19 protein-coding genes and 2 tRNA genes are annotated in these 26,095 nt (G+C 51.2%); 10 read left to right on the top strand and 11 right to left on the bottom strand.

Annotated features, from left to right (window positions below; all coding sequences use genetic code 11):
* Window positions 1-6: 6 nt before the first annotated feature.
* The 6 genes from FJM74_RS00910 (at window position 7) to FJM74_RS00885 (ending at window position 8,653) form a co-directional block, all read left to right on the top strand.
* A complete protein-coding gene (locus FJM74_RS00910; protein ID WP_147922061.1) occupies window positions 7-858 on the top strand; it encodes a sugar phosphate isomerase/epimerase family protein in 852 nt (283 codons plus the stop codon).
* A 27-nt stretch (window positions 859-885) separates the two neighbouring features.
* The gene (locus FJM74_RS00905) at window positions 886-1,422 is read left to right on the top strand and encodes a gluconate 2-dehydrogenase subunit 3 family protein (protein WP_147922060.1); all 537 of its coding nucleotides are present in this window, start codon (window positions 886-888) and stop codon (window positions 1,420-1,422) included.
* Between the two features lie 3 nt (window positions 1,423-1,425).
* Complete coding sequence (locus tag FJM74_RS00900; protein WP_187260672.1) at window positions 1,426-3,141, top strand: GMC oxidoreductase; 1,716 nt, start codon at window positions 1,426-1,428, stop codon at window positions 3,139-3,141.
* Window positions 3,142-3,383: 242 nt separating this feature from the next.
* On the top strand, window positions 3,384-4,907 hold the full coding sequence (locus FJM74_RS00895) for an FAD/NAD(P)-binding protein (RefSeq protein ID WP_187260671.1): 1,524 nt from the start codon (window positions 3,384-3,386) through the stop codon (window positions 4,905-4,907).
* Window positions 4,891-5,808: an AEC family transporter gene (locus tag FJM74_RS00890; protein ID WP_187260670.1), complete on the top strand. Its 918-nt coding sequence runs from the start codon at window positions 4,891-4,893 to the stop codon at window positions 5,806-5,808. The genes FJM74_RS00895 and FJM74_RS00890 overlap by 17 nt, the downstream gene beginning before the upstream one ends.
* A 415-nt stretch (window positions 5,809-6,223) precedes the next feature.
* Entirely contained in the window at window positions 6,224-8,653 is a 2,430-nt protein-coding gene (locus tag FJM74_RS00885) for a TonB-dependent receptor (RefSeq protein ID WP_187260669.1), read from the top strand.
* 225 nt (window positions 8,654-8,878) lie between these two features.
* Here FJM74_RS00885 and FJM74_RS00880 read toward each other — a convergent pair whose 3' ends face one another.
* The 10 genes from FJM74_RS00880 to FJM74_RS00835 all read right to left on the bottom strand — a co-directional run bounded on the left by FJM74_RS00880 (window position 8,879) and on the right by FJM74_RS00835 (window position 19,829).
* A complete protein-coding gene (locus tag FJM74_RS00880; protein ID WP_187260668.1) occupies window positions 8,879-10,015 on the bottom strand; it encodes a tetratricopeptide repeat protein in 1,137 nt (378 codons plus the stop codon).
* Window positions 10,016-10,089: 74 nt separating this feature from the next.
* A complete protein-coding gene (gene gyrA / locus FJM74_RS00875) occupies window positions 10,090-12,687 on the bottom strand; it encodes a DNA gyrase subunit A (protein WP_187260903.1) in 2,598 nt (865 codons plus the stop codon).
* Window positions 12,688-12,782: 95 nt separating this feature from the next.
* Window positions 12,783-13,091: a hypothetical protein gene (locus tag FJM74_RS00870; protein ID WP_187260667.1), complete on the bottom strand. Its 309-nt coding sequence runs from the start codon at window positions 13,089-13,091 to the stop codon at window positions 12,783-12,785.
* A 1-nt stretch (window position 13,092) separates the two neighbouring features.
* Entirely contained in the window at window positions 13,093-13,428 is a 336-nt protein-coding gene (locus tag FJM74_RS00865) for a hypothetical protein (RefSeq protein ID WP_187260666.1), read from the bottom strand.
* Between the two features lie 266 nt (window positions 13,429-13,694).
* The gene (locus tag FJM74_RS00860; RefSeq protein ID WP_187260665.1) at window positions 13,695-14,711 is read right to left on the bottom strand and encodes a metal-dependent hydrolase; all 1,017 of its coding nucleotides are present in this window, start codon (window positions 14,709-14,711) and stop codon (window positions 13,695-13,697) included.
* An 84-nt stretch (window positions 14,712-14,795) separates the two neighbouring features.
* Complete coding sequence (locus FJM74_RS00855) at window positions 14,796-15,962, bottom strand: hypothetical protein (protein WP_187260664.1); 1,167 nt, start codon at window positions 15,960-15,962, stop codon at window positions 14,796-14,798.
* A gap of 170 nt (window positions 15,963-16,132) precedes the next feature.
* Window positions 16,133-16,205 (bottom strand) — tRNA-Thr (locus FJM74_RS00850).
* A 634-nt stretch (window positions 16,206-16,839) separates the two neighbouring features.
* A tRNA-Thr gene (locus tag FJM74_RS00845) sits at window positions 16,840-16,912 on the bottom strand.
* A gap of 130 nt (window positions 16,913-17,042) precedes the next feature.
* Window positions 17,043-19,229 (bottom strand): DUF349 domain-containing protein, encoded by a 2,187-nt coding sequence (locus tag FJM74_RS00840; RefSeq protein WP_187260663.1) that lies wholly within the window; start codon window positions 19,227-19,229, stop codon window positions 17,043-17,045.
* Between the two features lie 30 nt (window positions 19,230-19,259).
* The gene (locus tag FJM74_RS00835) at window positions 19,260-19,829 is read right to left on the bottom strand and encodes a YqgE/AlgH family protein (RefSeq protein ID WP_187260662.1); all 570 of its coding nucleotides are present in this window, start codon (window positions 19,827-19,829) and stop codon (window positions 19,260-19,262) included.
* 243 nt (window positions 19,830-20,072) lie between these two features.
* On the opposite strand from FJM74_RS00835, the gene pdxH reads away from it, so the two are divergent.
* The 4 genes from pdxH (at window position 20,073) to FJM74_RS00815 (ending at window position 24,324) form a co-directional block, all read left to right on the top strand.
* Window positions 20,073-20,723, top strand: a complete 651-nt coding sequence (gene pdxH / locus FJM74_RS00830) for a pyridoxamine 5'-phosphate oxidase (RefSeq protein ID WP_187260661.1) — start codon at window positions 20,073-20,075, stop codon at window positions 20,721-20,723.
* A gap of 311 nt (window positions 20,724-21,034) precedes the next feature.
* Window positions 21,035-22,336 (top strand): DUF1015 domain-containing protein, encoded by a 1,302-nt coding sequence (locus FJM74_RS00825; RefSeq protein WP_187260660.1) that lies wholly within the window; start codon window positions 21,035-21,037, stop codon window positions 22,334-22,336.
* Window positions 22,302-22,880 (top strand): Maf family nucleotide pyrophosphatase, encoded by a 579-nt coding sequence (locus FJM74_RS00820; RefSeq protein ID WP_187260659.1) that lies wholly within the window; start codon window positions 22,302-22,304, stop codon window positions 22,878-22,880. Before FJM74_RS00825 ends, FJM74_RS00820 begins: the two co-directional genes overlap by 35 nt.
* A gap of 259 nt (window positions 22,881-23,139) precedes the next feature.
* Window positions 23,140-24,324, top strand: a complete 1,185-nt coding sequence (locus tag FJM74_RS00815) for a class I SAM-dependent rRNA methyltransferase (protein ID WP_194349925.1) — start codon at window positions 23,140-23,142, stop codon at window positions 24,322-24,324.
* Window positions 24,325-24,646: 322 nt separating this feature from the next.
* Here the strand turns inward: FJM74_RS00815 and FJM74_RS00810 are convergent, their stop codons facing one another.
* Window positions 24,647-26,059 (bottom strand): methyltransferase RsmF C-terminal domain-like protein, encoded by a 1,413-nt coding sequence (locus FJM74_RS00810; protein WP_187260658.1) that lies wholly within the window; start codon window positions 26,057-26,059, stop codon window positions 24,647-24,649.
* Between the last annotated feature and the right edge of the window lie 36 nt (window positions 26,060-26,095).

Raw genomic sequence — 26,095 nt, 5'->3', positions numbered from 1 at the left:
ACCTATATGATACTTCATGTTAAAATACTGCAGGCTTTTGCTTGCCTGGTGTTGCTCTTAGGTGGCAGCCTAGCAGCTTATGCCCAAAAACACCCCGAAGCCAAACTGGGCTGGGAACTGGGAGCGCAGGCCTATACGTTTAAGAACTTTACCTTTTATGAAGCGCTAAGCAAGATCGACAGCTGTGGCCTGAAATATGTGGAAGCTTACCCGGGGCAGCCGCTGGGCGGTGGCCTGGAAGGCAAGATGGACATTCGGATGGAGGCCGAGAAAAGGCAACAGCTCCTAGCCATGCTGAAGAAGAAAGGAATTAAAATGAAGGCATTCGGTGTGGTTTCGCCGGGCAATGCAGAAGACTGGCGGCAACTGTTTATATTCGCAAAAGCCATGGGCATAGAGACCATTACCTCCGAACCGAAGCTGGAGGACCTGCCGTTGGTATCGCAGCTTTGCGATGAATTTAAAATCAAGGTAGCCATTCATAATCACCCTACACCGTCGCGCTACTGGAACCCTGCTATTGTAGAGGATGCCCTGAAGGGCCAAAGCAAGCGAATGGGTGTGTGCGCCGATATCGGTCATTGGACCCGCTCCGGGATCGATCCTGTTGCCAGCCTGAAGCAGTTGGAAGGCCGGATCTTTCATTTGCATGTAAAGGATTTGCATGAGCAGGACCTGAAAGGGCACGATGTACACTGGGGGCAGGGCGTTACCAACATAGCAGGCGTTATCGGGGAGTTAAAAAGGCAGAAATTCAAGGGCATGCTCTCTGCCGAGTACGAATATAACTGGAACCATAACACACCGGATGTTAAACAAAGTGTGACATATTTCAGAAGTGTGGTTAGCAAAAAATAAGAACGAAATTAGCAGAAAGAAGATTTTATGGACAGACGTTCGGTAATTAAAAACCTGGTTTTATTTTCGGGTGCGGTCGTATTGCTGCCATCCTGCATCACGGAAGAGAAGAAAGCCTCTATTCGCTTAGAAAACCTGGCGGTGTCGGAAGGGCAGGAGAGGGTGCTGGCAGAGGTAGCCGAAACTATACTGCCGGCCACCGACACAGCGGGAGCCAAAGAATTAGGGCTGCACCTGTTTGTGCTGAAAATGCTCGACGATTGCCACAATAAACAAGACCAGAAAGCTTTTATGACCGGACTTGCGCAGTTCGAAGAAATGGTGAAAAAACAATATGGTTCCGCCTTTCCAGATTGCAGCCTGGAGCAGCGGCAGGAGGCGATCGCCGCTCTGAACAATAAGAAGGCACCCCAGGACGTGCTTACCTTCTACAGCATCATGAAAAACGAAACCATCAAAGGATATCTGAATTCAGAATTGGTGATGACGAAACTGCGTGTGTATGAACTCATTCCGGGCAGATACGATGGTTATTATCCTGTAAGTAAAACATTAGTTAGTTAGGCCATGGCAAATTTAAATTTAAAAAGCGTAGAGCAGCGCACCTTCGATGCCATCGTGATTGGCTCCGGCATAAGTGGCGGGTGGGCGGCCAAGGAACTGACAGAAAAAGGACTGAAAACCCTGGTGCTGGAGCGGGGGCGCGACGTAAAGCATCCGGTAGATTACCCTACCACCAACAAAATGCCCTATGAGTTTGAGCACAGGCTGGAGGTGCCTCTTGCCATAAAAGAGAACGAGCCGATCGTGAGCCGATGCTATGCCTTCCGGGAAGACTCTATGCACTTTTTTGTAAAAGACTCAGAGCAGCCTTACGTGCAGGAAAAACCTTTTGACTGGATTCGTGGTTACCAGGTAGGAGGCAAGTCGCTGCTCTGGGCCAGGCAGACCCAACGCTGGAGCGATTTCGATTTTGAAGGCCCTGCCCGCGATGGTTTTGCCGTAGACTGGCCCATCAGGTACAAAGACATTGCGCCCTGGTACAGTTACGTAGAAAAATTTGCCGGTATTTCCGGAAACACTGACGGTCTGGCTGAACTGCCCGACGGTGATTTTCTGCCAGCTTACCCGCTCAACAGCGTAGAGGCCTATTTTAAGGAACAGTTAAAGACCCAGTACGGAAACCGCCATGTGATCAGCGCCCGCTGCGCGCACCTTTCCAAACCGAATCCGATCCACCTGGAGCAGGGCAGGGCGCAGTGCCAGAACCGCACCTTGTGCCAGCGCGGCTGCCCCTTTGGCGGCTATTTTAGCAGCAACTCGTCCACCTTACCCTGGGCAGCACGAACCGGCAATCTCACGCTGCATCCGTTTGCCATAGTAGATTCCATTATCTTTGATGAAGAAGCAGGCAAAGCAACCGGCGTCAGGGTAATAGATGCCAATACTCTGGAAATGACGGAGTTTTACGCACAGATTATTTTTGTAAATGCATCGGCCGTCAATACCAACCAGATTTTGCTGAACTCTACTTCCGATCGTTTTCCGGAAGGTTTAGGAAACGACAGTGGCCTGCTGGGTAAGTATTTTGCCTTTCATAACTACAGGGCCAGGATAACGGCTGAATATGAAGGCCTGCTGGAATATAGGACCGATGGCCGCAACCCGGCGGCGGGCGGTTACATTCCGAGGTTCAGAAACCTGCACAGGCAGGAAACTAATTTCCTGAGAGGATATGCCGGCGCGCTGAATGCCAGGCGTTACGAGGTGGAAGACCGCTCCGGTTTTGGTGCCTCCTTAAAAGAGGAGCTCCTGAACCCCAAATGGACCAACTGGAAAATAGGCTCGCACATGATGGGAGAAACCATTCCGAAAGCAGAAAGCCACGTAAGCCTCAGCAAAACCAAAACCGACAAATGGGGCGTTCCGCTGGTAAACATAGCCCTGGACTACGACGAGAACGACCGCAACATGATGGCCGATTACCATGAGCAGTTTACAGAAATGTTTACGAAGGCAGGTTTCACCAATATCAAAACAATAGACACCGGCCAGGCTCCGGGCCTGGATATTCATGAGATGGGCGGCGTGCGAATGGGCCACGATCCGAAAACCTCGTTGCTGAACAAGCACAACCAACTGCACACCTGCAAAAATGTGTTTGTGACCGATGGCGCCTGCATGACATCCACCTCCACCCAGAACCCGTCCTTAACGTATATGGCCCTGACAGCACGGGCAGCTGACTTTGCAGTAAGTGAGATGAAAAAGAGAAATCTGTAATCTGAAAATGACGGACTAGATTATGGAGGGAAAAACCTGATCAGCAGCAGCAGGAGCAGAAGAGATCTACGGAGGGGTATTTGAATTAGAATAATTTATTTGCCGGCTGAAGGAAGTATGGCCATTATTCCCTGTGATCATAGCGTCCTTTCAGGTTTACAGGAACAGCGGTAAAACAAAATTCCGGCAATGTAGGTTAGGTATAGCAGGTGTGGTAAAGCTGCACACCTTGCTATACCCCTATGAAACAAGCAACAATTGCCATAGTAGGAGGTGGAGCCAATGGGGTAGCCACCTTTTTGCATTTGGTCCTGAAGTTGGTGGCCGAACCACTGGAGCAACAGGTAAAACTGGTGCTGCTGGAGAAAAACAGCGACTTTGGTCCAGGGCTGGCCTACGGAACGCAGCAGAGGGGCCACCTCCTGAACACACCTGCAGGCCTGATGGGTATTTTCGCAGAAGAGCGGATGCACTTTGTGGAGTGGCTACAGGAAAACAGCACCATGGTGAAGGAACAATTTCCCGAAGCAGAAATCCACGCATATGCTTATCTGCCCCGATGCCTGTACGGTACCTATCTGAAGGAGCAGCTAGACGCATACAGGCAACTGGCCCGCCGGCATAACTTGGAGGTTGCACTTTTGAAGGAGGAGGCAACAGATGCAACAGTAACGGATGATAAAGTTACGCTGGTGTTAAAATCCGGTGCCAGGCTGGAAGCGGATATAGCCATTTTAGCCACAGGAACTCCAAAACCCAACAATTTCCCGCATCTTAACCATTCGCCCCATTACTTCGATTTTCCCTGGCCATCCGGCAAGTTACTCCAGAACATTCCGAAGGAGGCACCGGTTGCGCTGCTCGGCACCAGCCTTACCGCCATCGATACAGTAATAACGTTGATGGACAACGGCCACACCGGCCACCTGACGCTTTACTCCAGGCACGGGTTGCTGCCACGCATTCAAACGCCTTTCGATGTTCCTTTTGAAAGGAAGCACCTGACGCTGGAGAACATCCGGAAACTTATGCGGGAAGAAAAAAGAGAGTTGCGCACCAAAGACCTTTTCCGTTTATTCAGGCAGGATGCTGAGCGGGTAATGGGGCCGCAAAATAACTGGAAGGCGTTTAACCGTACCGACAAGCCTCACCAGGAACTGCTGCAGCATGATTTTACAGTAGCGCTGGCCGGAAAAAGCGTTTTCCAGAAACTGGCTGTCTCTACACGCTATCTCTCCTTTCCGGTCTGGAAACTGCTCACGGCAGATGAAAAGGTCCATTTTCTTAAATGGTTCGGCCCCCACTGGGACATTAACCGGCACAGCATGCCCATAACCAATGCCCATAAAATACTGGCACTGCTCCAAAAAGGACAGTTGACCATCAAAGGGGGCTCCAGTGAGGTTAACTGGGAGGAAGGGGAGGAGCGGTTCCTCCTGCACCTAGCTGACGGAACTATTGAAAAATCTCCTTTCCTGATTAATGCCACCGGAACGGCAAAAGATGTAGAGAAAATGGACATCCCGCTGCTGCAGAACCTGCTCAGAAACAAGTTCCTGCAACCGCATCCGGCCGGAGGTGTGTTTGCCAACCCTGATTCGCTGAGGTTGTATGTGCCAGCGCAGCCAAAGGCGCCGCTTTATGGGGTTGGCCAGTTACTGGTAGGGGAACTGTTTGACACCAACGCCGTCTGGTTCAATGTAGCCTGCATCGATCAAATGACAAACCACATCTTGCGCAGCCTTAAGTATGGATATTCTGCCTAAGCTTCTTACAAACGTACTGCCGCTGTATGGCTTTATAGGTGTAGGCTATGCGGCCAGCCGCTGGTTTGGCCTAAAAGATAAATGGATTTCGTGGCTCTTGCTGTACCTGCTGATCCCGGTCGTCATTTTTGAGCACCTGATTAAAGCGGAGCTGGCACAAATGGCCATAGTTGCCGTCATGATTTTTATGTTGGCCGTCTTGATGAATTTGCCTGCCTGGCTGGTCGGTAAATTTCTGGTGAAGGACATCAACAAGTACCAGTTAAACTGTTCCTTTTCGTACTACAATATTGGCTGGTTTGGCATTCCGGTGGTAATGGCTTTGTTTGGTCAGGAGCAGATGCCGCTAATTATGAGCGCGTATATGGGAAACGTTTTTTATGGCGATACTATTGGATACTTTCTGATATCCAGAAGCAAGGATCTGCCAGTTAGTGAGGCTGTTAAGAATGTTTTAAAAATTCCTGCGGTGTACGCCTGCGTAGCAGCAGTTATAGCAAACCTGCTGGGTTTTGAATTGCCGGAAGCCTTGTCGCCGGTAATGAAAGGTGCCAGCTGGACGCTTTCGGCGCTCGGCATGATCATGATCGGAATCGGATTATCAAAGGCGAACCTGAGGCAGCTGGATTATAAAAAATACGGCAAACTGGTCGGCAGTCGTTTTCTGGGATCTGTTATCCTGATGGGCTTACTGGTACTGGCTGAGGCTGCCATAATTGGGCAGTTGGAAAGCGACGAGCAAAAACTCATGCTGCTTTTATCAGTTTTCCCGATAGCCGCCAACCTGGTCGTGTTTTCATCTTTCCTGGATACCGAACAGGAATCGGCCGCACTATTGGTCGCTACGTCATCGCTGATCTCACTCTTACTGGTTCCGATTGTCAGTCTGCTGCTTTTTTAATATAAGTTGTTGTAAGAATTAATTTAACTGTAAACAGCAGCAGTTATTCAATCTGTTACCAAAATTACAGGGCTTAATCAAAAGACCATCTATTTAACATAAAGTATATTATTAGTGACACTTATTGGATAACGATTTACTCGTATATTATAAGTCTTATAATTTATATTATGTTAAGTAGTATGTAAGACAACTCCCTTTTCATATATGTGCCATCTGCTGCACGCGTCACTCCCAAGGTTCATATAGCCACAGCATGTTGCCTGATATTTCCCTGATCGAATGATCAAGCAAATGGTGGTGCTGCCCGCCCCAACAAATTTCGTCAAACGGTTTGTCTCTGCGTAGCTGATAAGCTCTAAACAATTTGATGTATATTATGTTCTAATACAATTTGGATATTATATCATTTAACATGAAGTTGTTTTTACTGCTATTGCTGCTGATTCCTCGGTTTACCATAGCTCAATCCGGCGTTATTACGGGAACTGTTCGGGATGCTAACACACAAGAACCCCTTATTAGGGTTATTATTCAACTAAGGGGCACCTCTTTAGGCACGGCCAGCGACGAATCGGGCGCTTACCGGCTGGATAATATTCCACTTGGGAGCTATACCGTGCAAAGTTCTTATGTAGGCTACCAACCCCAAAGCAAATTCAATATTAACGTGACGTCCGGCAATGCCCAGATTCTGAATTTCGAGCTATCGCCGGCAGCCAACAGTCTGCAGGAGGTGGAGGTTGTGGTGAACAGACGGCAAAGTGCAGCCGTGGCCGACCTGATAACTCCCCTATCGGTGCAGAGTTTGAGCACGGAGGAAATACGCAGCAACCCCGGCGGGAACTTCGATATATCTAAGGTAGTGCAGGTGCTGCCGGGCGTGGCAACCAGCGGCACCGGCGGTGGCAGCCGCAACGACCTGATCATACGCGGAGGGGCGCCAAACGAAAACGTATATTACCTCGATGGCATCGAAATACCGCTCATCAACCACTTTACCACGCAGGGAAGCGCCGGTGGCGCCACCGGCATCCTGAACGTGTCTTTTATTGAAGATCTGAAAGTAAGCTCCTCTGCCTTTGATGCCCGTTACGACAATGCCCTGGCCTCGGTGTTCCAGTTCCGGCAGCGGTATGGCAACCCGGAGCGGCTGTCAGGCAATGTGCGCCTAAGCGGCTCCGAATTTGCGACTACCCTGGAAGGTCCGCTATCTCCAAAAACCACTTTTCTGGTATCGGGCCGCAGGTCTTACCTGCAACTGTTGTTTAAGCTGCTGGATCTTCCGATACGCCCCAACTACTGGGATTTTCAGTACAAAGTAGACCACCAACTTAACAAGAAGACCTCTCTTTCTTTTCTGGGAGTTGGTGCCATAGACGAGTTTTCGTTTGGGGTGCCACGCAACAGCACGCCAGAAAATGAGTACATCCTGCGCTCTGTGCCGCTCAACAACCAATGGAATTACACCACGGGCTTTGCCGTGAAAAGACTGGTGAAGGATGGATACGTAAACCTGGCCCTGAGCCGCAACGCCTTTAACATTGATCTGGAAAAATACGAAGACGCCCAGAACAAAAATGAGTCGTTGCGCACGCTGAAGTCAACCTCGCGCGAAACAGAGAATAAACTGCGGCTCGACGTGAACAAATATCAGAACGGCATAAAATATTCATATGGCCTTTCTGCGCAGTATGTGCAGTTCACCAACAACGTGTTCAGCCAGATTCGCAAAGAGCTGCGGGATGAGCAGAACAACCTGGTGCAGCCTGGCCTGACGATAAACTATGCCAGCGACCTCGATTTTTTCAGGTATGGCGCTTTCGGACAAGTCTCCGGGTCGGTATTGGATGATAAACTGGGCCTGTCGTTCGGCCTCCGGACAGACCTGAATTCGTTTACCCAGACAGGCGACAACCCCCTGAAGACGCTCTCACCCAGAGTTGCCCTCTCCTACCTGCTTTCAGATAAATGGACACTTAATGCTTCTTCTGGTATTTATTACAAGCTGCCGGTTTACACAGTGCTTGGTTACCAGGAAAACGGAAATTTCCTGAACACCTCGGCAGACTACACCAAATCGATCCATTATGTGCTGGGCACCGAGTTCCTGCCACGCACCGACCTGCGGTTTACGTTGGAGGGTTTCTACAAAGACTATAGCAACTACCCTGTTTCTGTGCGCGACGGCATCTCGCTGGCCAACCAGGGAGGCGATTTCGGGTCTATCGGAAATGAAAACGTGCGTACCAACGGAGATGGGCGTGCTTATGGTATGGAGTTTTATGTGCAGAAAAAACTGACCGGCACTGTCTTTTCTGTGCTCTCCTATACTTATGTGGTAAGCGAATTTGCCGGATCCGATGGGCGCTTTGTCTCCAGTTCCTGGGATTACAGGCACCTGATTTCTGGCCTGGTGGGTAAAAAGCTTCCGAAGAACTGGGAAGTAGGAGCCAAATATCGTTATGCTGGCGGAGCGCCCGCCACTCCTTTCGACCTGGTGGCATCCCAGAGAAACTACGGGGCGCTTGGCGTCGGGATACTGGACTATTCGCTGCTCAACACCGAACGGCTTCGCCCCTTCAGCCAGCTGGACTTCCGTATCGACAAGAAGTGGAATTTTAACCGCATAACCCTTGACCTGTTCCTGGACGTAGCTAACATACTTGCCAGCAAAACCCCAGGCTATGACCGCTACACCTTCCAGCGTAACAGCGACAATTCCGGCTTCGCTACCACCGATGGCGCGGCTCTCCGCGCAGATGGCAGCAATGCTATTCCGGTGGTATTAAATAACGATGATGGCAACCTTGTGCCTACACTGGGTTTTATTGTGGAGTTTTAGCCGGAAGCCTGTAATGAGCCATGCCACCAGTTCGGATCCTGATATACATTTAAGATGCCGAGCAGCAGCAGAGGAGCCGCCACTGGAGGGCGCTTTTTATTGGAATAATTGACCTTACATTCCCCCAATTTTATAAGCACTAAGGATGGCTGGATGATGTATTACAAATAAAAGAGCCTGCCCTTTATCCAAAAGGCAGGCTCTTTTTTTGAGTGCAATATCTTCCTATTCGTTACCGAGCATTTTGCTCATGCGGTCGGCATCGGCCTTGCGGTCTAGGCGGGTATACACACGGAACAGGTTCTGCATGGTGTTGATGTCGTCTGGCTGGGCTTTGTGAGCAGCTTCAAAGTAAGGAGCTGCCGCTTCGAAATGCTTCTTAGCCTGTGCTTCTAATGGCTTGCCTTTTTTCTGGTAAGTGGCATAATCCATTTTAGCAGCCTGGTTAATCAGCTCACTGGCCTTGTTATATTCCATTACGCCCAGGTTATAATAGGCATCGAAGTTGTTAGGATCCAGCTCCACCGCTTTTTTGTAGTTTTTGGTAGCGTTCTCCAGGTCTTTCTTACGCTCCTGCACATTGCCCAGCACTGCATACAGGCTGGCATTTTTTGGGTCAGCGGCAATGGCTTTCTCCAGTTTTTCTGTTGCTTCGTCGCCTCTGCCGGCTGCCAGGTAGTACTTCAGCTCTTCCTGCATCAGGTAAACACTGTTCGGGTTAGCGGCCAGGCCTTCCTCCAGCGCTTTCATTACATCTTCTTCCTTGGCCTCAGTAGCTTGCATCAGCTGGATTTTAGCTTTGTATACAGGTTCTGTCTTATGGCCTATGCCCAGAAGTTTGTCGTAATACTGGATAGCGGTTTTGTAATCTTCCTTACCTGTGGCGGCATAAGCGGCATACATCAGCGCAGTAGTGTCGGTAGGGCTTATCTTAGAGGCCATCTCGTATTTTTTGATGGCATCGTCCCACTTTTGCTCGTTATGGAACGCTACCGCCTGGTTCAGCACCTGCCCATAAAGCAATTCCATACGCTCCGGCAACTGCTTGGTGTATTCGCCATTATTTCCTTCCAGCTGTTTTACCTTGTTGAAAGCCTCAAGCACCAGGTTCGGAGTTTCGTCGCTAACCTGCTTGCTGTAAATCGGGCTGGAGATCATATCCTGGTATATAACACCGCGATAAAACCAGGCTTTGGGGCTCTCGCTGGTTTTCTTATGTACAATAGCCTTGTCAATGTCTGTCTGGGCCTTGTCCAGTAAACCGTTTTTATGATTCAGTACAGCACTGTTAACGGCTGAGTTTTGAGCCGTGGCCACCTGCAAACTTGCGGCCGCCAAGACTGTCAAAAGTACCTTTTTCATACTTGTCCAATTAGTTTTGTGTTTGTTTTAGGAAATGTTTATGAAAGAAATAAAATTCCTAATGAATTAAAAAATTAAATTTCTTCCGTTGTTTCAGTGTCTTCAGGTCCATCAACCTGATCATCAGATGGCGCTTCTTCCGGATCGGCAACAGGATCGATCATGTCGTCAGGCTGAAGCGAATCCTCCGGCTGAAGTTCCGACTCCAGCAGCACGATCTCCTCCTCGTTCTCCATCTCGATCTTGGCCACTGAAGAGATGCTGTCGCCGTCATTGAGTTTGATCAGGCGCACTCCCTGGGTAGCCCTTCCGATTACCCGGATCTCGCTTACACGCAATCTGATAGTAATTCCGGAACGGTTAATGATCATCAGGTCGTCTCCGTCTACCACTCCTTTAATCGAAACCAGCTTGCCGGTTTTCTCGGTCACGTTCAGTGTTTTCACACCTTTGCCACCACGGTTGGTAATCCGGTATTCATCTAATTTGGAGCGCTTACCGAAACCGTTTTCAGACACCACCAGCAGTTCTGTCTGATCATTTTCTACACAAACCATACCAACCACCTTATCATCCGGTCCAGCCAGGGTTACACCGCGCACGCCGGCAGCGTTTCTGCCCATCAGTCTTACCTGGCTTTCATTAAAGCGTATCGCTCTTCCTGAGCCCAGGGCAATTACCACTTCGCTGTTGCCGGTGGTCAGTTGCACATCCAGCAGCCTGTCGCCTTCGTTAATGGTAATGGCGTTGATACCGTTGGTTCTTGGGCGGGAATAAGCTTCCAGCACGGTCTTTTTAATAGTACCCTGCTCGGTGCAGAAAATCAGGTTATGGTTCAGGACAAAATCCTGGTTCTTCAGGTCATGCACATTAATCACGGCACGTACCTTATCCTCCTTCTCAATGTTGATGATATTCTGGATGGCCCGGCCTTTGGTTGTTTTGCCACCTTCCGGAATCTCATACACCTTCAGCCAGAACACTTTACCGAACTCGGTAAAGAACATCATGTGGTGGTGGGTGCTGGCAATAAAGATGTGCTCTGTAAAGTCGCTCTCTTTAGACGCGCCTACACCTTTGGAACCTATGCCCCCACGGCTCTGGCTGCGGTATTCGTTCAGCGAGGTACGCTTGATATAGCCTTCATGCGAGATGGTGATTACCATGTTCTCTTCCGGGATCATGTCTTCGTAAGAGATGTCGCCCATAGAGGCCTCAATGGTGGTGCGGCGGGCGTCGCCATAGCGGTCTCTGACATCGGCCAGCTCGTCTTTGATGATCTGCATGCGCAGGCCTTCATCGTTCAGGATCGAAGTCAGGTAATCGATCAGTTTCATGATCTCTTCGTACTCCTGCACAATTTTATCGCGCTCCAGACCAGTAAGGCGCTGCAGACGCATGTCCAGAATAGCCCTGGCCTGCAGTTCCGACAGGTTGAAGCGTTCCATCAGGCCGTTACGGGCAATCTCCGGGTCTCGCGACGACCGGATCAGCGTGATCACCTCATCGAGGTTGTCGAGAGCAATGAGCAAGCCTTCCAGGATGTGGGCCCGTTTCCTGGCCTCGTCCAGCTCGAACTGTGTTCTGCGGATCACCACTTCGTGGCGGTGGTCTACGAAATACTTGATCAGCTCCTTCAGGTTCAGCGTCATGGGGCGGCCACCAACCAGGGCCACGTTGTTCACGCCGAAAGAAGACTGAAGCTGGGTGTATTTGTACAGGTTGTTGAGCACCACATTGGGGATGGCATCGCGCTTCAGGTCGTACACCACTCGTAACCCGTCACGGTCAGACTCGTCCCGGAGGTCGGAGATGCCTTCTATCTTTTTATCGTTGATAAGGGCGGCCGTTTTCTCGATCATGGAAGCCTTGTTGACCATGTACGGAATCTCCGTCACAATAATCTGCTCCTTACCGGATGGTGTTGTCTCAAAGATGGCTTTGCCACGCATCAGCACACGGCCACGGCCGGTCTCGAATGCAGCCTTAACGCCATCGTAGCCATAAATGATGCCACCTGTCGGGAAGTCCGGTGCGGTGATATGCTCCATCAGTTCCGCAATCGTGATATCGTTGTTATCGATGTAGGCCATAATGCCGTTCACCACCTCGGTCAGGTTATGGGGGGCCATGTTGGTGGCCATGCCCACGGCTATGCCGGAGGTGCCGTTTACCAGCAGGTTCGGGAATTTGGCCGGCATCACCGACGGCTCTTTGAGGGAGTCGTCGAAGTTAGGCACAAAGTCCACGGTGTTTTTGTCCAGGTCGTTGAGGAGCTCATCCGCAATTCGCTTCAGGCGCGCCTCGGTATAACGCATGGCGGCTGGTGAGTCGCCGTCTATGGAGCCGTAGTTCCCCTGCCCGTCTACGAGTGGGTAGCGCAGCGACCATTCCTGGGCCATGCGCACCATGGTTTCGTACACAGAGGAGTCGCCGTGCGGGTGGTATTTACCCAGCACCTCTCCTACTATCCTGGCAGATTTTTTATAAGCTTTGTTATAGGATACCCCCAGTTCGGACATGCCGTAGAGCACACGCCGGTGCACAGGCTTCAATCCGTCTCTGACATCGGGTAAGGCTCTTGAAATGATAACAGACATTGAATAGTCGATGTATGCTCCGCGCATCTCATCTTCAATGTTTATCGGTATTATTCGTTCGCCTTCGATCATGCTCAACGTCTAAAATATGAATGTATATGGATGAATATTAATAGTGGCAATTTATGCAAAAAAGCCTATATAAAGCACATGCTTACTTCTTATTCTTAGCCTTGTTGTTCGGGCTGTCGGCTTTTTTCTTCTCGCCTTTCATTTTCGGGAGCTTCTCCCCCATTTTTGGGTTCTGTTTTTTGTAAAAGGGCTGCCCCCTGAACTGATGCTCCCCATGCGGGTGCACCATGCGCACCTGGCACGATGAAATAGGACACATTGGCTTGCAGGAAACAGAGAAAAATGCCATAAACAGAACGCAGCACAGCAATAATAAGCGGGGTGTAAGCATGTATATAAAGGTTGAATAAAAGCACCCGGTTATTACCTGGCACTTTCTTGCATAACTCTACAAAAGTAAACATTTTAGCGCAATTTAACCAGCTTTTGCCGCCTTTGTTTTAGGCCCTGGCACGGCTCCGGAGCGGGTACAAACTGCTGATTGAAAAGTCGCCATCCACCGCCCGGCACTGCCCGCTCATTTAGGCCGCGGCTGCCAGGCACAGAAAGGCCGCCGCCGCTGGCAGTAGAGGGCACCAGCAGGCCTATTAGGGACCCGGCCACCAGGGGAATCAGTTCCAGGCTGCCCTGCTCCGGGGGCTTGAGCAAGGGATAAAACTGCCTGCTCCGCCCAAAGGCCGACCATAAACTGGTGTTCAGGAAAAAACCATATTCTTCGGGACTCCTCTGCGTTCCAGCCATCCTCTCACCTTTTTATTCTTGAAAATCTCGGGGGATATCCATGAGCTGTATCGACTGGCTTTTGAGGCTAGGTTTCATGCCGCTACACAGCAACATGAACTGAGCCATAGAACCTGAATTATTCTAATGAAAATGGCCCTCCGGAGCTCTTATTGCTGTTGTTTGAGGGCATGGGTACCCGCGAAGGGGGAGGCTGCATGGGGGCATCTCCTTTCAGACTTAGGTCAACTTCAAATCTCCGTTTTATAAATCAGCGCGTCAGGGCACTACTTTTCTCCCATAACCCGGTTTAAAAATGAGCTCAGGTACACTTTGTCCACTTTGGGGCGGTAATTCTGCTCCTCAAACTGCAGCTGCTTTTCTTCATCAAACCAGAGCTTATACTTAAACACGTATTCTCCCCCGCTTTTACGCCAGCCATCGAACTGCCCAAACCGGAGGTCGTTGATGGCCACGCCTTCCACTGTTTTCTCCAGCGTATAATAGCCCTTGGTTATCTGGAGCAGCCGGTCCAGTTTGGGGTGCCCCAGGTAAGGCTGCAGCAATGGCGCCTGCTGCGGCTCAAAGGCAAACCTTACTTCCCTGTCAGCGTCCAGGAGCGAGTAAAAGCCTGTGTAGAAACCATCTTCTCCCCTGGCGGTCACGGTCCAGAGCAACGTGTTCATGGGCGTGGGTTTGCTGATGTAGGAGCTGTAGGTTATCCCCTGCCGGTCCAGGGCTTCCTCAAACACCTGGTTGGCGTGTGCTTTGGCCGCAAACGAGAACAGGAGGTAACATGAACTGATGGCAAGCCCCGCATAGTTTAGCTTCTGCCTGGTGGGGTTGGAGCGGCTGTAAAAGGCTGCCACCACCACCAGCACCAGAAACGGCACGGTATAAAACGGGTCTACTACAAAGATATTGTAAAAAGCCACGCCATAGGTGCTGAAGGGCCAGAACAGCTGTGTGCCCCAGGTGGTGAAGCTGTCGAGGATGGCGTGGGTGGTGAAGCCCAGGAAAAACAGCAGGGTCCAGTCTCGGAAGGTGGCCTGCTGGTGCCGGTAGAGCCGGTGCAGCAGCCAGCCCAGCACCGGCGACACCACCAGGGCGAAAAGAAAGGAATGGGAGAAGGAGCGGTGAAAGCTGAGCTGATCCACCATATCGAGCCAGGGGTTGGCGAGCACGTCCAGGTCGGGAATGGTGCCGGCCACAGCGCCCCACAGCATTGCTTTGTTGCCTAGCTTGCGCCCACAAACGGCCTCTGCTACCGAAGCCCCTAAAACTATCTGCGTAAGTGAATCCATCGGGTGCTATAAAAATGCCTTTGCTGCTGCTGAAGCCAGTGTTGTTGCCAGCAGCAGCAAAGGCTGCTATCGTTTCGGTTTTTTTTACTGGATAATCCTCATCCGTTTAAACTCCTTTGTCCTGTCGAAGAGGTAGCGGTAGGTGTGGTAGGTTTTGTAAATGCGGCCGCCGCACTGCACCGCCACATTCATCATCTTGGGGTTAAAGTCGCCAATCCAGTTCATCTCCATTACCTGATAGGGAATTTTAGGATTGTTCTGCACCACCCTGGAGGCGGCTACCACCAGGGCAGTTTCCACGCCTTTGCGCTGGTGCTCCGGCGATACGCCAAATACAACCCCGAACATGGCCTTGCAGGCACCTCGCCAGCGGTGGAAGGCAAACTTCACTTTCCCCCAGAGGTCTAGCTTTCCGTTTACGTACTTGAAGAGCTGGTTCAGCTCCGGCAGCAGAATCATGAAGCTCACCGGCTCGTCTTTATAATAGCCGAACCATACGATGCGCTCGTCCAGGATCGGCTTCATCTGGTTCATGGCCCCCATCGCCTGCGCCTCCGACATGCCTTTCACGCCTTCGTGCTTGGTCCAGGCTTTGTTGTAGACCGTCCGGAAATCCTCGGCATATTTTTTCAGGTCTTTTTTATCCATGTGCCTGAAACTATAGTCGGGGTTGGCCAGAATCTGCTTGGCTTTGCGGTAAATCCCCTCCTCCAGCTTCTCCTCTACCTCCCTGAAATACACATATTGCTTAAAGAACACCTGGAAGCCGTAGTTTTCGATCAGCTGCTGGTAGTACGGGAAATTGTAGTTCATGCCATAGGTGGGCGGATAGAAGCCGTCTGCCTGCATGCCCCACCACTTGTCGCGGTCGCCAAAGTTAATGGGGCCGTCCATGGCCTCCATGCCGCGTGCCTGCAGCCAGTCGCGGCAGGCGTCGAAGAGCATGTTGGCGGCTTCCTGGTTGTTGATGCAGTCGAAAAAGCCCATGCCCCCGGTGGGCTGCTCGTAGGTATTAGCCGTTTTTTTGTTGATGAAGGCTGCGATTCGGCCTATGTACTTTCCTTTATCGTCCTGGAGCAGCCACCGGATGGCTTCGCTGTTGCGGAGGAGCCGGTTTTTCTTCGGGTCAAAAACATTGTCTATGTCTTTGTCGAGCGGACGAATATAGTTGGGGTCTTTTTTATACAGCTGCACCTGCACCATCAGAAAATCTCTGGCCAGTTGGGGAGTGGTAACCTCTATTAATTGCATCGTGAGTCTTGGATTGAAGTAGCCAAAATAAGCGAAAAAGCCGGTAATTCCATAGCCTGTGCCCCTGTATGCCTCCGGAAGGGCATTTTTATTTGCATAATTCGGACGGAAAGGATGAAAAGCAAAAAAGCCTCCAGATTTCTCTGAAGGCTTTTTTGCTTTTGGAGGAGAGCCCCCAGTCGGGATCGAACCAACGACCTACTGATTACAAGTCAGTTGCTCTACCAGCTGAGCTATGGAGGCTTTACTCTTTTGTTGCGCTCTGTTGTTCTAAAGCGATGCAAAGGTAGAAATTGATTTTTAATTTGCAAATACCCCCGGCGGAAAATCCGTTTTTTTTTGCTGTTTTTGATGCTCCAACTGGCTGGCAACATGCTTAACTTATTACGGATTTGGGGATTAACCCGCGGATTATTCTAATAAAATGGCCGCCCAGGAGGCTTTACTGCTGTGGCTGCTCTTGTGGTCTGAATCTTGATTTAAAGGATTTCAGGATTAACCTGATTTCTCTTTCCTGCGCTGTTACGTGTACCCGCCTTTGACCCTCTCCTAACCTTCCTAGGTCCTAAACCCTCTGAAGAGGATTCTTAATCCCCATATGACTCCAGGATAAAGAGGTGACGAATTATTATAATGATTAGGTGCCTCCGGAGCCTTCTACTCAGTAGATTTAAACATGCTGTTAGTTTGAGTCAGGCAGCAATAAAGAAAACAAAGAAACCATAGTAAAGGTAATCCTGAAATACTTTAAATCAAGGATCAGACAGCAGCAGCAGAAAGCTCCGGAGGGCAAAATCCATTAGAAAAATTTGTGCGAAAGGCTGAAAAAGCAGAAAACCCTCCAGATTTCTCTGAAGGGTTTTCTGTTTGGGAGGAGAGCCCCCAGTCGGGATCGAACCAACGACCTACTGATTACAAGTCAGTTGCTCTACCAGCTGAGCTATGGAGGCTTTACTCTTTTGTTGCGCCCTGGTGTTCTAAAGCGATGCAAAGGTAGCCGCTCCTTTTAAAATAGCAAATTACCGGCACCACTTTTTTGCTGCACGCCGAGTAAGTTTTTGGAAATCAGCGACAAATTTTTCAGCTTCTGAAGGCCTGCTGTTGCCTGTAGAGCAAATCGATCCGTTTCTGCGCCTCTTCTATGCGGGCTTCGTACTCTTCACGGAGCTTGTCAGCATTTTTAGAGCGGGCAAAAAATTCGATGTTGGTCCTGAGCGTCTGAATGTCGTTTTGCAGCTGTGAAATCTCACGGCGTATCGTCTGCTCACGCTGTTGCAGCTTGTGGCCGGCATCCGGCGTCTGCCTGAGCCTGTCTACCTGCAACCTTACCAGCATGTCGTTCCGCTCCTCAAAAGACAGCTGCGGTACACGCTCCAGGAAGTCAGCCATCAGCGCCAGGAACTTCTCCTCCACCTTCGGATTGCTGCGTTTGCCTTTGTCCAGCGCATTCCATTGCGCCACCAGGTCCTCGTACTCCTCCAGCGAGGTGGTAGCGGTTGGTGCGGCAAGTTTAGCGGTTATGGTGTCGCACAGCGCCATCTTTTCAGAAGCTGCCTTATCAAGTTCGGCTCCGCGCTGCTGCTCATGCGCCTGCTTGCGGTCGAAAAACTCGTTGCAGGCACTACGGAAGCGCTGCCAGATCTTGTCCGAATATTTGTCGGGCACGCGGCCTATGGTCTTCCATTTCTTCTGGAGCTGTATCAGCTTCTCTTTCGTGGAGTTCCAGTCGGTGCTGTCTTTCAGGCTTTCGGCCTCATCGCACAATTCCGTCTTGATGCGCAGGTTTTGCATCTTCTGGTCGTCTAGGGTTTTAAAGAACTGGTTCTTGTGCTGGAAAAAGGCTTTGTAATTGCCCCAGAATGTTTTGTTCACTTCTTCGGCATACTCTTTCGGCACGAGCCCGGCTGCATCCCACTCCTCTTTCAGTTTCTGTATCTCGTCTGTCTTATCGCGCCACTCGTTTATGCGGTCTGTGTTAAAGCCCTGAAACGTCATCAGGCGCTCCAGCAGCGCCCGCTTGGTGGCCAGGTTCTCCATCTCCTTCGATTTACGCTCTTCCTGGTAGGCACGACGATGCTCGTGCACTTTTTCAGAAGCGACAATAAAACGGTCCCACACTATGTCGCGCTGGTCGTTTGGCACGGGGCCAATGTTCTTCCACTCTTCGTGGAGATGACGCAATTCCTGCAGCGCCTTGTTGATAGAGGGCTCCTGCTCCAGCGCTTCGGCCCGCTCGATGAGTTGCAGCTTGGCATCGAGGTTGCGTTTGCGGTCGAGCTCTTTCAGCTCATAAAAAATGCTGCGGTTGTTGTAGAAGATATCGAGCAGGGCGTGGTAAGAGTCCCATAGTTCCTGGGCCTCCCCGGCTGGCACGGGTCCAATCGCTTTCCACTCCTGCTGCAGGTTCTTTAGTTCCTCACCGCTATGCTTCGTCTCAGCCGATTCCACCAGCTCGCGCAGCTTGTTGAGCAGTTCCCGCTTGCGCTCCAGGTTTTTGCTGCGCTGCTCCTCTGTCTGCTGGCGCTCCTGGTAACGCGACTCCCGGAAAGTGCTCAGTTGTCTTTCAAGTTCCTGGTGCTCCTGCGGGGCATGGTAATCGAAATCCTCTTCGCCGCCTCCTTCTTTTTTAAACTGCTCCAGGGCCTCTGCTTTCTGTTCCTGAAACTTAAGGTCGTAATGGCGATGAATCTCGTTGATGGTCTTATATTTTTTGCGGGCGTCGGAGCTTTTCAGCAATTCCGAAAGTTTCTGGCGCAGTTCCTCCAGCGACATGGTACTGTAGTCCACTGCTTCACTTTCCTCTTCTCCCTCCTCTTCGTCGTGAGGTGCGTCGGCACTGGCAGCGGCCTTCCCTGCTTCAGGTTTGGATGCTCCGGCAGCAGGCGCGGCGGGCTCCACCGGAGTTGCGGCCACAGGTGCTGCCACCCCCTCTTCTTCTATCGTCTCCTGTGCTTCGGCCATGGCCCCTTCCTTTGCGGTAACTGAAGCGGCTTCGGCTGCTGTGGTGAGAGTGGGCTGTATCTCGGGCTGTTCTTCTTTGGGTGTAGCGGGTGTGTCAGGCTGTTCCTGCTCCTCCTGCTCCGGCTTAGCGGCTTGGTCCGTTGCCGGGCTGGCGGGTTGCGCTGCTTCTTTGGCATTCAACTCTGCTAAGCGTTTCTCCAGGATCTCCTGTGGCGATTCCGCTTTACCTGCTCCTTGGTTGTCTATATTCAGATTCTCAGTATTTTCAGCACCAGTAGCGTCAGTATTCTTATTTTCAGTTGTCATGTCAGCAATTTTTAGTATAACGAAATATCGTTAATTTAAGCGTGGGTCGATCGGGTAATTAGATAGCACTTTATATTTGCCGCCCATCTGGCGCAAAATATTGCTCCAAAGACTATCCGACTCAAAATTAAACAATTTATTCACAGCATTGTTATTAACTATCCAAACATTTTTATCTATTTCTTCCTGAAGCTGCCCTGCGGTCCAGCCTGAGTAACCTAAAAAGAACCGGATATCGTCCTTGGTAATGGTGCCGGCACTGACCATAGCCCTAAGTGCCTCAAAATCACCGCCCCAGTATAGCTCTTCTCCCAGTTTTACAGCATCCGGCAGCGCGGCCACCCGGTGCACATAATGGAGGGTGTTATACTGCACAGGGCCACCGATGCCGAGCTCCATGTCGAAAGGACTTTCGAACACGTCCACCACATCGGAGAGCTTCAGGTTAGACATCTTGTTGAGCACCAGCCCAAAGGTGCCCTCCTCCTCAACGTGGTTGCACAGCAGGATGACAGACCGCTCAAAATTGGGGTCTCCCAGAAACGGCTCCGAAATCAGGATGCTGCCGGAGCGGGGTTTTGTCTCGCTGGTTTCTTCCATCTGATGCCTTGTGCGCTTAGTTAAATTGCGATTTAATTTATCCTGCGCTGTCAACTAAATTAACAGCTTATTATTTCTTACGCAAAGGAAGTGATATAGTAACACATATGGTAAAGAACCTGCCAGATACTTAAGCAGAAACATATTATTTATGCTATATATTTATAAAGTACCTCAGAGCCAGGCTAAAATTAGTTTACTGGCAGCCTATTTTTTCCTACTTTTGAAAAAACCAACCATCCTATGGCACTTTCCCTAAACATCGCTGCGATCCGCACCAATTACTCCAAAAAAGAGTTGTCAGAAGATTCCGTTCTGCAGGACCCTTTGTTACAGTTTAGCAACTGGCTGCAACAGGCCATCGAGGCAGAGGTACTCGAACCTACCGCCCTGGTTTTATCCAGTGTCAATGCTGTGAACAGGCCCTCGGCCCGGGTTATGCTCCTGAAAGACATTTCTGACGGCGGCTTTACCTTTTTCACCAATTACCAAAGCCGCAAGGGTGAGGAACTGACCGCCAACCCGTTTGCGGCCATGACTTTCTTCTGGCCGGAGCTGGAGCGGCAGGTGCGCATAGAGGGGCAGGTAGTGCGAGTGCCGGAGCAGATATCGGAAGAATATTTCAACAGCCGGCCCGAAGGCAGCAGGATTGGCGCCTGGGCCTCGCCGCAAAGCCGCGAAATCAGCAGTCGGGCGCAACTCGAAGAAGCCGGCCGCCGTTATGCAAGCGAGTTCTCAGGCCTTGGCCATGTGCCACGCCCGCCACACTGGGGCGGTTTTACCCTGCGCCCCGATTACCTGGAGTTCTGGCAGGGCCGGCCGGACCGCCTCCACGACCGGATAGCCTACGAACTGACCGAAACCGGCTGGATAACCAAACGCCTGGCACCCTGATCTTGGTTGCTGGTTGTTTTTTGTTGGTCGTTGGTTGTGCATGGTTCATCGGCGTAACCTAAGATGAGGGCAGAAAGCTCGGTGGAATAATGATTTGAAACAGGAAAATGAGCGGCACGAAATTAACAGGCAGCCTTACAAATCATATGGACAATGACACAACTTATCGGAAATCGACATTTGGTTTGTTCTGATTATGAAAAAATCTTGTGTCTGATGTCCTACGTCTTGTGTCCTGTATTAGATGGCTAAACCTGTTCGATTTCCGGGGTTTATGCCGACATCTATAACAACTAACAACCAGCAAATAGATGGCAGAAATACTACCTATCAGGCCCTGGCGCTATAACGACCGGCTGCACCTGAACATAGATGAACTGACCTCTCCGCTTTTTGATGTGGTGTCGGAAAGGCAGCGGGAGAAACTCTACCGGAACAGTTACAACAGCATTCATCTGTCTGTTCCGCAGGGAGAGCAGCCGGCAGCAGATGCGGCGCGCCTGCTCGATACCTGGAAACAGCAGCAGGTGCTACTGCAGGACCCGCTGCCCGGCATCTATGTGTACTACCAGTATTTCAGGTTGCCGGGAAGCAGCCGGGAGTACTGCCGCAAAGGGTTTATCTGCCACATCAGGGCCTACGACTGGAGCGAGCAGGTGCTGCTCCGCCACGAGAGCACCATCCCCAGCTCGGTGAACGACCGCATGGAACTGCTGGAGCAGACACAACTCAACAGCAGCCCCACCCACGGCCTCTATACCGACCCGGAGTTCCGCCTGGAGCCTTACCTCGACGAGGCCATACTCTCCCCAATCTACGAAACGGAAGATTACCAGGGCGTGCGCGATGTGCTGGCCGTGATTCAGGACCGAGACGTGATCAGGCTTTTTATGGACACGCTGCAGCCAAAACAGATCCTGCTCGCCGATGGCCACCACCGCTACGAAGGCTCCCTGGCCTACCGCAAGGCCATGACTGCCCGGAACAGTGGCACCCATACCGGCCAGGAAGGTTACAATTACCACCTTATGTACTTTACCAACACCGAGGCCGACGACCTGCGCATTCTGCCCACACACCGGGTGCTGCAGCAATTAGACCTGACGGATGAGGCCTTTATCGCTCGTTTGCAGGAATACTTTACAGTAACACCCAAATCCGACCCTTATGAGCTCAATGAAGTGATTGCGGGCAAGGCCTGGGCCTTTGGGTTATATTTGTCCGGCAACTCCTACAAGCTGCGCCTTAAACCGGAGGTGCTTCCGCAGCTCGACTGGGACCTGCCGCAGGAGGTGAAGGAGCTGGACCTGACCGTGATGCACTATTTCATCTTTGAAAAAATACTCGGCATCGGCCGGGAGGAGCAGCGGAATTACGAAGGGCTGAGTTATGTCCGTAACTTTACCGCCTGCATCAGCCAGGTAGACGCTGGCAAGGCACGGCTTGCTCTCATTACCAACGAAATAACCATAGAACAGGTAAAGCGGGTGTGCTACAGCGGGGCCATGATGCCCCAGAAGTCGACTTTCTTTTACCCCAAAGTAATCAGTGGATTTTTATTTAGCTCTATCAAAGAAGATGAATTTGTTACAGCCGCTTCTGCTTGCCTCTAACTCGCCGCGCCGCAAAGAACTGCTGGCAAGCCTTGGTTTAGAATTTAAGGTGAAGGTGAAAGAGGTGCCCGAGGATTTCCCGGAGCACCTCCACCCGGCTGAGGTAGCTGAGTTTCTGGCCTCCCACAAAGCCGGCGCCTACGCCGATGACCTGGGCAGCGAGGTACTCATCACGGCCGATACCATCGTATCGGCTGGCGACAGGATCCTGAACAAACCTGCCGCTTACGACCAGGCCTTCGAGATGCTGCGCACCCTCTCCGGCACCAGCCATCAGGTTATTACCGGCGTATGCCTTTTGTCGGAAAACTTTAAAGAAGTGTTTCACGATACCACGAGCGTCTACTTCAAACAGCTGACCGATGCGGAGATCGACTACTACATCCGCCACTACCAACCCTACGACAAAGCCGGCGCCTACGGCATACAGGAGTGGATTGGCATGGTTGGCATTGAGCGCATAGAAGGCTCTTATTTTAACGTGGTGGGCCTGCCGGTACAAAAACTTTACACCAAACTCGTAGAATTAAAGGTGATAGCCTAAGTGCGAAACTGGATTTTGTCGTACTTTTGCAACCTGAAATGGAACCAGCCTCGAGCTGGCAGCAAGCTATCCAGGAAAGTTTACCCTAGGTTGGCAAGGTTCCAAGCCTCGTTAAAAGGATTGTCAGAGCAGGAATTACTGAAAAAAGAGGCTTCTTATAACCAAATTATTCTAATGAAAAAGCCACTCGTGAGCCATTTTTACCTGCTCCTGCCTCCATTTTCAAATCTCCAAATCCTCAAATCTCCAAATTAACGCAATGTCGATTATCAAATTATATTTAGCCAAAGGAAAAGAGCATTCACTTAAAAGATTTCATCCGTGGGTGTTTTCGGGCGCGATTAAAAAAGCAGACGGAGAGCCACAGGAAGGCGACGTGGTGGAGGTGTATTCCAGCAGGCACGAGTTTCTGGGCATGGGCCACTACGCCCCCGGCTCCATCGCCGTCCGTATTTTCTCGTTTGAGCAGGTGGAACCCGTCCTGGCTTTCTGGACAGGCAAGGTGCAGCAGGCTTACGATTTCCGGAACAGGCTGGGCATGATCGATAACCCCGATACGGATGTATACCGGCTCCTGTATGCCGAAGGCGACCATGTGCCGGGCCTGATTGTGGATGTGTACAAAGACACCGCCGTACTGCAGGCACACTCGGTTGGCATGTACCTGGCACGACCGCTTATTGCGCAGGCGCTGCAGGCGGTGTACGGCAATAAGCTTAAGGCGATCTACGACAAAAGTGCCGAGTCGCTGCCGCCAAAGGCACCCGTGGATGCGCAGAACGGCTACCTGTTCGGTGAGTCTTCGGCAGGTACGGTGGTAACCGAAAACGAGCACCAGTTTTTTGTGGATTGGGAAAGCGGCCAGAAGACAGGCTTCTTTATTGACCAACGGGAAAACCGCAGCCTGCTGGCCAACTATGTTAAAAACAAGGCGGTGCTGAATACCTTCTGCTACACAGGCGGCTTTTCTGTGTACGCCCTCAATGCCGGCGCCAGCCTGGTGCACTCCGTCGACAGCTCCAAAAGAGCCATTGAGCTGACAGAGCGGAATGCCGAGCTCAGCCAGGCACCGGAGCGGCACGAAGCCTTCGCCATAGACACCTTCGAGTTTCTGAAAGGCAAGGAAGACCAGTACGACGTGATTATTCTGGATCCTCCTGCCTTTGCCAAAAGCCAGAACGTGCGCCACAATGCCCTGATGGGTTACAAGCGCCTGAACGCAGAAGCGATGCGCAAAATAAAGCCCGGTGGCATCCTTTTTACCTTCTCCTGCTCGCAGGTAGTAGACAAAAACCTATTCAACAACACCGTGATGGCAGCAGCCATAGAAGCAGGCCGGTCCATCAAAATCATGCACCACCTCTCCCAGCCAGCCGACCACCCCATCTCCATCTTCCACCCCGAAGGCGAATACCTGAAAGGCCTGGTGCTGTTTGTAGAGTAGTAAATCAAAGTTCCCTTAGCCTTTGCGGCTTAGTATCCGCAATCATGATTTCTTAGGATTAGCAGCAACAGCAGAACCATAGGCTTCCGGAGGGACATTTTGATTTAAATAATTCGGTAGAAGAAGGAAAGTCCATGGCTAAGGAAAGAGTGATCCACCTTAGCCATGGACTTTTTTATTGTTCGTAACTGGTAAATTGGAGGAAGTATTCCTCTACTCACACCCTTATATTCTTACCTGATGTTACGCATGAAATTACAATGGGAGGAAAAGTCCCCCTTTGAAGGGGGACAAAAGATATAACGTACCTTTTAACTCATAACTAAATAACGTATTTCCCCAAAGTGAACAGTTTATCCTCCTCTACCACCTGAGGCAGCTCCATCCGGATGCGCCACTCTTTGGGGTAGTTGTTGTTCATGCGGTTGCCGATCTGCTTGGCCCAGCCGAGCGGGAGCCCCTGGTATTGGAGCAACACCTTGTCGGTGCCGCTGCTGCCGGGGTTAATATCCTCTTTGCGCAAATAGCGAAGCGCCTGCTCCAGCGTCAGGCTCAGGGTGTTAAAAGCGTTCTTGTTCAGGTGCTGCGATAGCGCCAGCGGGTGCTGCGGCTTTATCATTTTGCCTATCACCTCGGCTACTTCTATCCCGGCATAAATTACATAAAGCTGCTGATAAAGCTCATCCAGGTCTTCGAACAGGTTGGCAGAAATGGCAGAAATATAGTTGCCGTACTGCAGCCATTCGAAACGCTCAGGCTCCAGAAGCCAGTTCGCTATCAGCGCTTTCTCTTTTTTGCCAGCCAATGCCAGTTTGTATTTTTTGCGTTTGCCGGTGCTGTGCGCCTCTCGGGCCTGGCCTGGTTTACGGAGCACCGTCAGGAAGAAGCCTTCGCCGGGCAGCAGATGGGGGTAAAACCTGTACCCCTGTATTCCTTCCAGTTCACCGGGCACTATACCCCAGGAGGGGTCCAGTCTGAGCTTTATGTTCTCTGCCTCCTCCTGCTGTGCCAGCCAGGCCATATTTTCTTCGTTTTCGGACGTGTTCCAGGTGCAGGTGCTGTAGACCAGGGCACCGCCAGGCTTCAGTGCGGACCACACATCCGTCAGGATGCGCTGCTGCCGCTGGGCACACATTTTCACGTTCTCCTCCGACCACTCCTCCATGGCTTTCGGGTCTTTGCGAAACATGCCCTCGCCGCTGCAGGGTGCATCCACTACCATCACATCAAAAAACTCCGGCAACTTGCCAAAATCGCGCGGATCGTTGCTGGTGACCACCACATTGCCGCTTCCCCACTTGGCCACGTTCTCCGCCAGAATGGTGGCCCGGCTCCGGATCACCTCATTCGATACGAGCAGGCTGTCGGCAGTAATAAGGCTGGCCAGGTGGGTGGATTTGCCTCCGGGTGCACCGCAAAGGTCCAGCACCCGCAGTGGCTGCTGCAGGTCGACCGACTGCTGCAGGGCCTGCTCCAGAAACATAGAACTTGCCTCCTGCACATAGTAGGCGCCGGCGTGCAGCAAAGGGTCCAGGGTAAACAGAGGCCTTATGGGCAGGTAAAACCCATGGCTACTCCAGGGCACCCGCTGCAGCCCCTGCGGCGGCTCCATCTTGCTGCTGTTTATGCGCACGCTTACAGGCGGATTGGCTGCAATGGCATGTTTAAATTCCTGGAAACCGGCATCAAGCTGCTGCTGCATCCGACTGGCAAAGGCATTAGGCAATTCCTTCATAACGCAAATATACGGCAACGGGGGGCTGCAGATACA

The sequence above is a fragment of the Pontibacter beigongshangensis genome, assembly GCF_014332515.1.
Classification (GTDB): domain Bacteria; phylum Bacteroidota; class Bacteroidia; order Cytophagales; family Hymenobacteraceae; genus Pontibacter; species Pontibacter beigongshangensis.
This window is presented reverse-complemented; position numbering and strand designations above follow the sequence as displayed.